This window comes from Nostoc sp. CMAA1605 (assembly GCF_021596505.1).
Classification (GTDB): domain Bacteria; phylum Cyanobacteriota; class Cyanobacteriia; order Cyanobacteriales; family Nostocaceae; genus Trichormus.
Genome location: NZ_PJIZ01000163.1, coordinates 1 through 10660 on the forward strand (window position 1 = coordinate 1; position 10660 = coordinate 10660).

7 protein-coding genes and 1 pseudogene are annotated in these 10660 nt (G+C 42.7%); 3 read left to right on the plus strand and 5 right to left on the minus strand.

What is annotated here, in order from left to right; genetic code table 11:
* Positions 1 to 621 precede the first annotated feature (621 nt).
* From CV014_RS29080 to CV014_RS29090, 3 genes are all read right to left on the minus strand, one after another.
* A complete protein-coding gene (locus CV014_RS29080; protein ID WP_236145185.1) occupies positions 622 to 1728 on the minus strand; it encodes an ABC transporter permease in 1107 nt (368 codons plus the stop codon).
* Positions 1729 to 1782: 54 nt separating this feature from the next.
* A complete protein-coding gene (locus tag CV014_RS29085) occupies positions 1783 to 3846 on the minus strand; it encodes an ATP-binding cassette domain-containing protein (RefSeq protein WP_236145186.1) in 2064 nt (687 codons plus the stop codon).
* A 124-nt stretch (positions 3847 to 3970) separates the two neighbouring features.
* Positions 3971 to 5344, minus strand: a complete 1374-nt coding sequence (locus CV014_RS29090) for an HlyD family secretion protein (RefSeq protein ID WP_236145187.1) — start codon at positions 5342 to 5344, stop codon at positions 3971 to 3973.
* A 94-nt stretch (positions 5345 to 5438) separates the two neighbouring features.
* On the opposite strand from CV014_RS29090, the gene CV014_RS29095 reads away from it, so the two are divergent.
* Complete coding sequence (locus tag CV014_RS29095; RefSeq protein ID WP_236145188.1) at positions 5439 to 6059, plus strand: TetR/AcrR family transcriptional regulator; 621 nt, start codon at positions 5439 to 5441, stop codon at positions 6057 to 6059.
* Here CV014_RS29095 and CV014_RS29100 read toward each other — a convergent pair.
* Positions 6043 to 6243, minus strand: coding sequence for a hypothetical protein (locus CV014_RS29100; protein WP_236145189.1), 201 nt, complete (start codon positions 6241 to 6243; stop codon positions 6043 to 6045). The genes CV014_RS29095 and CV014_RS29100 overlap by 17 nt on opposite strands.
* Between CV014_RS29100 and CV014_RS29105 the strand changes: the two are divergent.
* Positions 6214 to 7961, plus strand: a pseudogene (locus CV014_RS29105) (serine/threonine protein kinase). The gene CV014_RS29100 and the pseudogene CV014_RS29105 sit on opposite strands and share 30 nt — an antisense overlap.
* Here the strand turns inward: CV014_RS29105 and CV014_RS29110 are convergent.
* Positions 7958 to 8101: a hypothetical protein gene (locus CV014_RS29110; protein WP_236145190.1), complete on the minus strand. Its 144-nt coding sequence runs from the start codon at positions 8099 to 8101 to the stop codon at positions 7958 to 7960. The pseudogene CV014_RS29105 and the gene CV014_RS29110 overlap by 4 nt on opposite strands.
* A 144-nt stretch (positions 8102 to 8245) precedes the next feature.
* Between CV014_RS29110 and CV014_RS29115 the strand changes: the two genes are divergently transcribed.
* Complete coding sequence (locus CV014_RS29115; RefSeq protein ID WP_236145191.1) at positions 8246 to 10654, plus strand: GH116 family glycosyl hydrolase; 2409 nt, start codon at positions 8246 to 8248, stop codon at positions 10652 to 10654.
* Positions 10655 to 10660: the final 6 nt, after the last annotated feature.

Sequence of the window (10660 nt, forward strand, 5' to 3'; positions counted from 1 at the left end):
GTATTTTGTTCTGTGATACTATCGTTAACCACAACAAATTTAATAGACTTGGTTTCGTTAATACATCCATGTCGATTAAAAGGCCAAGGAAAAACCACTCTTCTTTCTATAATATTGTTTTGTTTTATTTCATAATATTCTGGTCGCTTTAATGACTTTCTATCAGGTATAGAACCTTTATTACGGAGGCAGTTTAAATCATTAGCTGTGAGATGCAGTTCAAAAACTTGTATTGTTACATCCTGCCTCTATGAAAGCATTAACACGACCTTTAACAGATAAATATTCTTCAATTGTAGATATATAAATCGGAAAGTTTACTAATTCTGCTGGTAGTTGAGATTTACGTAAAGCCTTATTTAGCTTAATTACAGTTGTTAAATATAAATAAGCTATGTACAAAATAAAAACTATTAATACTCCAAACAACAAAAAAGTAAAATATGAAATGTATTGTAACATTTACTTGTGCCAATGAAAAAATTTGATGTCTCTGAGTGAAAATATTCACTTGTCTCACATTCTAGGTGCAAATAATAAGAGTTTGAGAGAGAGAATATTTGATTTTCATATCTTAATTTAGCAATGACTCTATCTTTCATTGAAGTACAGTATAAAAATTCAACTTGGTAATTGCATTCTGCTTAAAATTCGGCGCGATACATTGAAAAAGAATAATCCTAAGACTGCAAGCATAATTAAATCAAACCACACTCCAGCAAATCCTATACCGCGCACAAAAGCATCGCGAGTCACATCAATGTAATAGCGTGCAGGAATTATATTAGGTGCTAGTGATAGAGGGAAAGGAATGTTATTGAGGGGATAAATAAAACCTGACAGTAATAAAGATGTAATAAAACCTATCAGAGAAACACCTTGTACAGCCGCATTTTGGTTACTACTCCTGACTCCTAAAAGTAGCCCAAAAAAAACACTATCCATCAAAAATAACAAAGTTCCGATAATTAAAGTGATGGGATTACCTACAATACCAACCTGAAAAACCAATGAACCTAGTATCATCACTATTAATGTTTCAGCAATAGCAATTAATAAATAGGCTAGTCCTTTTCCTAGTAACAATTCTGAAGCACTAATACTAGAAGCATAAATTTGCAAAACTGTGCCTTTTTCTTTTTCTCTAACCATTGCGATCGCAGCTAATAAGGAAGGAAAAATCCACAAAATTACACCGTAGACACCTGGCACAATATATAATGATTCTAACCTCCCAGGATTAAACCATAAACGTAATCTAGGCGTAATTGTACTAGTAGTAGGTAAAAGTCCATGCTCTTGCATAAAAAAGTTAGTAACTCGTTGAATACTACCTCTAATCACACGCGCGTTATTCACATCTGTCGCATCAATTAAGATTTGCACATTTGTATTTCTACCTGCTTGAATATCTCTGCTAAATTCCGGTGGAATAATCACAGCAGCTTTAGCAATTCCTTTATCTATAGCATCCCGTGTAGGGTTTATGCCAGACCATTCTTTCGGAATAAATTGATTAGTAGCGTACAATCTTTCAATATAGCTTTGACTTAAGTTAGTGCGATTGAAATCTTGAACAACTAAAGGAATATCTTTACTCTCTAATCTGATAGCAAAACCAAAAATAATTAAGGTAAGAAATGGTAATAAAAATGCTAATGCCAACGTCAGGCGATCGCGGCGAAATTGGGCTATTTCTTTCACACATTGGGCAATGATTCTTTTCATGGGGATCGGGGATTGGGGACTGGGGACTGGGGACTGGGGATTGGGGTAGAATACTCAAATTTGCGATCGCTCTACTATCCCAATGAAGGCATCTTCTAGGGAGAAAGGAATGGAACGTAGGGAATTGATGGTGATTTTATGTGATTCTAAAAGTTGTTTTAATTGATTGATTTCGGTTTCGGGATTGTCGAGGACAATGTGTAAACTATCAGCAAATATCGAAACTCGCCAAGATTCAAAATGCTGTTTGAGTAACTTAGAAGCCGCTTGATTGTGATTGACGATGATTTCTATTAACTTTCCTGGTTGCGAAGATTTGATAAAACTTGGTGAACCTTCAGCGACAGTTTCCCCTGCAACCATAAAACTCATGCGGTTACATTGTTCAGCTTCTTCTAAATAATGAGTAGTGACTAAAATCGCTGTACCATTACGAGCAAAATCATTAATTAACTTCCAAAATTGACGACGCGCCAGGGGATCTACTCCTGATGTGGGTTCGTCTAAAAATAAAATATCTGGTTCGTGCATAACGGAAGCACCAAAGGCGACTCGTTGTTTCCAACCGCCTGGTAACTGTCCAGTCAGCATATTTTCCTGTCCTTCTAAGCCACAGGTAGCAATTACCCAATCAATTTTTTCTTGTCGTAGTTTGCGAGGTACACCGTAAACGCCACTATAGAATTCTAAGTTTTGCAGAATAGTTAAATCGTCATAGAGAGTGAACTTTTGACTCATGTAACCAATGCGCCGACGTAAGTCTGCACTACGCAGATTTCCAGTTTCGCCACCCAAGGAAACTTTGCCACCGCTTGCAGCTAACAACCCACATAGCATTTTAATCGTAGTAGTTTTACCCGCACCGTTAGCACCCAACAACCCAAAAATTTCCCCATAACGCACCTCAACATTCACATTCTTCACTGCTTGGAACTTACCAAACACTCGACTCAGGTTGTGTGCGTAGATGGCTAGTGCTGAGTGCTGAGTGCTGAGTTGAGAAATAGATTCTCCCCTGTCTACCTTGTCTACCTTGTCCCCAATCCCCAACTCTTCTTCATTTTGAATTTTGAATTTTGAATTTTGAATTGATTCGTCCCCACTCCCCACTCCCCTCATGCGCGATCGCGGAAATGGGAAAAACTGCGGTGCTGAACCTTGTTGACGTAGGCGGGTAACAAAGACATTTTCTAATGTGGGTTCGCCATGTTCGATATGAGGTGAGGGTAAATTGTGTTGTTGTAGTAATTGACAGACTTCGGTTTCACCAATTTCTAAATCAGGAACGAGGACATCTAAGCGATCGCCAAATATCTGCACATCGACTATATTTGTCTGATTAGCTTGGGAAAGTATGGCTTCTGTGGCTTCTAGATTGTCTGTCCGCACTTCTAAGCGATGCAAGCCTAAGTTAGCCCGTAATTCTGTAGGCGTGCCGATTTCGTGAATTTTTCCACTGTACATCAAGGCGACGCGGTGACAGCGTTCGGCTTCGTCTAGATATGGTGTGGCGACGACAATTGTCATCCCTTCGGCAGATAACTCTGCTAACACATCCCAAAATTCTCGCCGGGAAACTGGATCTACACCGGTGGTAGGTTCATCAAGTAACAACACTTCTGGTTGTGATACCAAAGCACAACACAAAGCTAGTTTTTGTTTCATCCCACCCGAAAGTTGCCCTGCCAAGCGATCGCCAAATCGCTCTAAACTCATTAATGTTAAATACTTATCGCGTCTTGTTTGTAACAAGTCGTCTGGAACTTGTCGCAACCCGGCTGCATAACGCAAGTTTTCATCAATACTCAAATCTAAATACAGTGAAAACTGCTGTGTGAGATAGCCTGTCATTAACCTCGCATCTCGTGCAGGTTGGTTAAATATCTGCACTTCCCCGGCTGTGGCTTCCATGATTCCGCCCAAAATGTGAAAGGTGCTGGTTTTTCCTGCACCATCGGGGCCGATGAGTCCAAACATTTCGCCTTTTTGGACGGTGAAATCAATGCCTCTCACAGCCGCTAGCTTGCCATAGTGTTTGTGTAAGCCACGCACTTTGATGGCGGGAGGTGTGGAGGATGGGGGTGTGTTTTTTGGGGCGGTTGTGAGTGGTTGTTGCATATTTGAGAATTAGGATTTTTTTCTCACGCAGAGACGCGGAGACGCAGAGAGAGAGTCAAGAGAAAAGAGAGCATTTTGATCGAGTTGTATTATCCCCCTGCCCCCTGCCCCCTGCCCCCCTGCCTCAACTTTCCGTCGCCTGCAAATCAATCTCCGCATCTGCTGGCATTCCCATCTTGGCGCAGGGTGAATTTGAATCTGTGTAGGGACTTTCGGGGTTGAAGCAGCCGTCAGGATTTTCTACTGCAACGCGAATTCCTACTACTTGTCTGACTCTATCTTTTTGAAAGTAAATGTTTTCTGGTGTAAATGATGCTTGAGGATCAATGGCGATGACTTTACCTGTGAGGGGTTTGTCTGGTGCGGAATCAATGAAGATTTTCGCTGTTTGTCCGAGGCGGACTTTGCCAATATCACCTTCGGGAATAAATCCACGAAAATAGACTGTTTTGGGGTCAACAATCGTCAAAATATTTGTCTGACTACTAACTATTGCCCCTGGTTCAACACTACGGGCTGTAACTACACCATCTAAGGGACTGACGACATTTAAATCTTTTTTGGAGTCTGCAATCTGAGTGAGGATTTGCTGTTTGGATGCTTGGGCATCTCTGACTTTGGCTTGGGCTGATTTGACTTTGGCTTGGGCTGATTTGAGTTGGGCGTAACTTTGTTGTTGTTTTCTGACTAATGCAACTAACTGGCTGTTACGAATGTCAGGATTTAAATTTGTGGTGTTGGCTTGCTTTAACGCCCCTAATGCTGCGCTTAATTGTTGACGTTCGGCGTTAACTGCGGCTTGTCTAGCTTCGAGGGTAGCTATGGCTGTGTCTAGAGTGGTTTGTGCTTGGTCGAATTGTTGTTGATTGATTGCCCCTTCTTTGACTAATTGGGCATAGCGATCGCGATTAATTTTTGCTAAATTAACCTCGGCGGCGGCTTGCTTAACTTGCGCTTGTGCTTGCACTAATGTGGCTTGGGCGGCTGCAACATTAGATTGCGCTTGCTCAATTTTGCCTGTACTATCCCCTTGGGATTGTCGCCAATTGAGTTTCGCTTCGTTAATTTGACTGTTAATTTCTTGAATTTCTCTGGCAACTCGCTCAACATCAGAAACAGCCTGTTGTTCATCATACTCAGCCGATGTTACTCTTGCTTCTGCCCCACGCAGTTGTTCTTGCAGTAATTGGTCTTCTGTATCATCTAATTTAATTAACTCTTGTCCCTGCTTAACTGCTGCCCCTTCCCGTACAGTAATTGACTCAATTCTACCTGCACGCTTCACCCCAATTTCAGTTTCGTAACCTTCAATGCGACCACTAACTTTGAGTGCATTGGCTAAACCTTGGGGTTGACTACGCCATACAGCATAGCCAATACCACCTACTAAGAGTAATCCCCCAATCAATAAAGGTATTGGTGGTTTGCGGTGCTGCGGCTTCTGGGGTAAAGCAGCATCAGTGAGATTTTCCGGTGGGTTTGGGGCAGTCTGCGTCATATTTGCACCCTAGATGATCACAAAATATTTTGGTCATCATACTAGACTGTCCAGTATGATATAGCAAGATATTCAGCAAAAAAGTTTACTCTTCATGCCACAAACCTCCACCTTCCCCATAGAAAATACCTTACCTGCCATTACTCCCAAACAAGAACAAATATTACAAGGAGCTATCCGAGTATTTTTGCAGGAGGGTTACGCTAAAACCAGTATGGATAGGGTTAGTGCGGCGGCTGGAGTCTCAAAACAAACAATATACAGTAACTTTCGAGACAAAGAAGGACTGTTTAAAGCCTTAATGGAAAGGTTAACACTTGCGTGTTTCCAGAGCCTATTTACTGGTACAAAACTACATGGTGAACCAGTAATATTACTACGTCAAGTGGGCGAGATATATTTAACCAAAGTAGCCGACAATCCTGACTATTTGGCATTGTTGCGCGTCATGATTACCGAATCACAAAACTTTCCCGAACTAGCCAAACTTTATACCCAAAACGTTGTACAGCGCGGAAGACAAATCCTCAGCCAATATTTCGCCGCCCATCCCGAACTAGGAATTACCGATCCCGAAGCAATGGCGCAAATTTTTTTCGGTTCACTAGTATCCTACGTGATTGTCCAAGAGATGCTGCACGGAAAAGAACTGATGTCCTTATCACGCGATCGCTTATTAGACACCTTGATAAACGTCATTATGAGTCAAAAGTAGGGGTGTAAGGGTGTAGGGGTGTAAGGGTGTAGGGGTTACTAACCTTCTTTTCCCCTAATGCCCAATGCCCCATGCCCCATACCCAATGCCCAATGCCCTGCCGTTTATCTCCAATAAACGTTAAAATCGAGTCAGTTTTTGTAATGTAGCGGTTGTGTCCCACATCGGTAAGACTGCGGTTCACTGCATAAATCCTGATTGTCAACGTCCCTATCCTCAACCTTGGGGTAGTAAATTTTGTACCAGTTGTGGCGAGGTGCTACATCTGTTAGATCGTTATATACCGATCGCAGCTTTGGGTTCTGGGGGATTTGCTCAGATTTATACAGTCTGGGATGAAGTGACACAGACCGAAAAAGTGCTGAAAGTGTTGGTAGAAGAATCACCAAAGGCACTGGAATTATTTACGCAAGAGGCGGAAGTTTTGGTGAGTTTACGCCATCCTGGTGTACCCAAAGTTGAAGCTGATGGTAATTTTCAAATTAATTTGTCTAATCCTAAACCGCGCCAGTTAGCTTGTCTGGTGATGGAAAAAATTAACGGGCCGACTTTAGCAGAGATTTTAGATAATTATCCCCAAGGTTGCCCAGAACAAGTGGTGATTAACTGGTTAATTCAAGCACTCAAAATTTTACAGGAATTGCATAAACGCCAAATTATTCACCGCGATATCAAACCTTCAAATTTAATGTTGCGGACTCCTATATCAACAGCACTACCCAATCAAGGGGGAATCGGTTGGGAACAATTAGTGTTGATTGATTTTGGTGGAGCTAAACACGTTAAGATGGCAAGACTGCGACAAGAATCTAGTTCCACTAGATTATTTTCGTCAGGTTACAGTCCACCAGAACAAATCACTGGGGGAAATGTCGGGCCGGAGGCTGATTTTTACGCCTTGGGACGCACGATGATTGAATTGCTGACAGGGACATATCCCCAGATTTGGAAGATCCGCAAACAGGGGCTTTGCAATGGCGCAATCGAGTCAATGTTAATTCCCAGTTAGCAGATTTACTGGATGAAATGGTGAATGAGAATGTGCGATCGCGTCCTACTAGTGCGGCTATTATCCTCAAAAGATTAACCAAAATTAATCAACCCAGTTCATCTTCATTATCAACTAATTGGCAGAAATTCTTAACTCAAGTAGCTCATCAATGGCAAGTTTTATTACAAGGACTTGAGCAAGCTTTTGGTAACTTTGGTAAAACCATTCGCAAACTAATTTTGTGGATATTTAAAACCATCTACAAAATTTTTACAGCTTGTCTATCGACGATTTGGGCAATGCTACTTGCTGGTTTGGGTGCTGGTGTTGGGACAATTTTCGGTTTTATTTTGGCTTATCATACCAGTTTAGGAGTTAAAATAGCGGAATTTCTCTCTACACAACTACCTGAACTAACTCAAAACTCCCAGTCTCTTGGGGGTGCAGAAATGTTGCTGTTTGCTACCGCCGGTTTAGGGACAGCTTTTGGCATCACCGTATCTGGGTGTTTTGCTCAAAGGCGACGGTTGTTTGTTACATCCTCAATGGGTATAATCAGCTATGCTTTTAGTTGGTTATTGTGGCGAGTAATTAGTGCAAATGGCGATCGCGGTGAAGGTTTAGTTGCAGCTGTAGCGATTGGTGTTTTTTTGTTAGCACTCAGCATCGGATTTCGCAGCCATCACATAGTTTATGCCGTCATCGGCGGCTTCGGTGCAGCAATGGGTTTTGCCACACTGCTACTTTTAGAATTCCCCACCACAGCATTGCAATTTTCCAACTCTCCCACACTCTCAGAACTTTCCCTACCCATAGCATTTTTCAGTTCTGTAGGTATGTTTATGAGTTTTTGGTTCAGTGTCAGTTACTACCTTATTGTCCCAGGATTAAAGTTTTTGGGCTGGCGTTAGGCTTGGCATTGGGCATGGGGCATTGGGCATTGGGGACAAGGTAGAATTGGCGTTGCTGAATCAGAATATGAAATGCCAGAAATACCTTTCTTTTCCTTTGTTCCTTCGCGCCTTTGCGCCTTTGCGTGAGATAAATTCATATCTCAATTCAGCAACGCCGTAGAATTTATCTGTCAACTCAAAACTTATTACTCAGCACTCAGCACTTTCCATATTTCCTCTTGAGAAAATTGACACATCAGGTTAAGCTTCCTTAGCGTAACTGCAAACTGTGGCAATAGGTAATGACAAATCCAACCTCCCCGCAAATTCCCGCTTGCACTTGGCATCGTTCTATTGGTTTAGGCTGGGACAAACCTTATACTGTTCGCTACGCAAGTAATATTGATGATGGGCCTTGGCATGGGATGCCTTTAGGTGGCTTTGGTGCTGGTTGCATCGGGCGTTCTTCGCGGGGAGATTTTAATCTATGGCACATCGACGGCGGTGAACACGTTTTTCAAAACTTCCCCGCTTGTCAATTTAGTGTATTTGAATCTGACGGCACATCTTCCCAAGCTTATGCTTTGGCAACGACAGCCCCAACAGATGGGATTCTGCAAACATGGCAATGGTACCCAGCTAGTCAAGCCGGGGAGATATCCCACACAGGTACATATCACGCACTGTATCCCCGTAGCTGGTTTGTGTATGAAAATGTTTTGCAAACACAGCTAACCTGTGAGCAGTTTTCCCCCGTCTGGGCGCATAATTACAAAGAAACTAGTTATCCGGTGGCAGTGTTTGTGTGGCAAGCACATAATGCCACTAATGCACCCATCACTCTTAGTATTATGCTGACTTGGCAGAATATGACTGGTTGGTTTACCAATGCCCTCAAATCTCCAGAGGTGAAGGTGCGAGATGATGGTAGTCCGGTTTATGAGTATCAGCCGCGTTTGGGTGAGAGTCGGGGTAATTATAATTATTTAGTGGAAAGTCCCCAAGCTTTGGGGTGTTTTTTAGGAAGGCAGGGGACGACAGAACCTCTACAGGAAGGTGAAGGGAGTTGGTGTATTGCCACTCAAAAACATCCGCAAGTGGAAGTGTTTTATCATAGCCGTTGGCATCCTGTTGGTGATGGGGATGAAATTTGGCAAAGCTTTAGTCAGGATGGTTCATTACCTGATGTGATAGATATTACCCCAGCCGCAGACAATGAACAAATCGGGGCAGCGATCGCAGTTCGTTTGACTCTGCAACCAGGGGAAAGGTTAGAAATTCCCTTTGTTCTGGCTTGGGATTTCCCTGTCACGGAATTTGCGGCAGGGGTAAATTATCACCGCAGATATACAGACTTTTTTGGTACTAATGGTAACAATGCTTGGGCGATCGCTACTACTGCTTTAACCCATTATCAAACTTGGCAAGAGCAAATTCAAGCTTGGCAAGAGCCGATTTTAGCACGGGAAGATTTGCCCAATTGGTTTAAAATGGCTCTATTTAATGAACTATATGACCTCACCAGTGGTGGAACTCTCTGGAGTGCAGCCACAAAACACGATCCCATCGGTCAATTTGCTGTATTAGAGTGTTTAGATTACCGATGGTATGAAAGTTTAGATGTGAGATTATACGGTTCTTTTGGGTTGCTGTTACTATTCCCAGAACTGGAAAAAGCGGTGATGCGTGCTTTTGCCAGGGCAATTCCCCAAGGTGATGATACACCCCGTGTCATTGGCTATTACTATACTATCGGTGCAGAAAGTCCCATTGCTGTGCGAAAAGCTATCGGTGCAACACCCCACGATTTAGGCGCACCAAATGAACACGTTTGGGAGAAAACTAACTACACCAGTTATCAAGACTGTAATTTGTGGAAGGATTTAGGCTGTGATTTTGTCTTGCAGGTTTACCGTGATTATCTGTTTACGGGTGCAAATGATGTAGAGTTTCTCCAAGATTGCTGGGATGCCATTGTTCAGACTTTAGATTACGTCAAAGCCTTTGACTTAGATGGAGATGGCATTCCCGAAAACTCCGGCGCACCAGATCAAACCTTTGATGATTGGCGACTGCAAGGCGTGAGTGCCTATTGTGGCGGTTTATGGATGGCAGCCTTAGAAGCAGCGATCGCCATTAGCGATATTTTAATTCTAAATCAGCCCGACTCAGAAAAATTACTCCAGCAAAAATCTCTTTACCAGACTTGGCTAACCCAATCCTTACCCATCTATCAACAGAAACTCTGGAACGGCAAATATTATCGCCTAGATAGCGAAAGCGGTTCAGATGTAGTGATGGCAGATCAATTGTGTGGACAATTTTACGCCTATTTACTAGATTTACCAGAAATTGTGCCGAGCGATCGCGCCATTTCCGCCTTAAGAACCGTGTATGATGCCTGCTTCCTCAAATTCTACAACGGTCAATTTGGCGCAGCTAATGGTGTACTTCCCGACGGTTCACCAGAAAATCCCAACGCCACCCACCCCCTAGAAGTATGGACAGGAATTAACTTTGGACTAGCCGCCTTCTTAGCCCAGATGGGAATGAAAGATGAAGCCTTACGATTAACCCAAGCCGTAGTCCAGCAAATTTATAGTAATGGCTTACAATTTCGCACACCAGAAGCCATTACCCCTGTCGGAACTTTCCGCGCCAGTACCTACTTACGCGCAATGGCTATTTGGGGGGTTTATTTGGTTTTATGAGTTGGG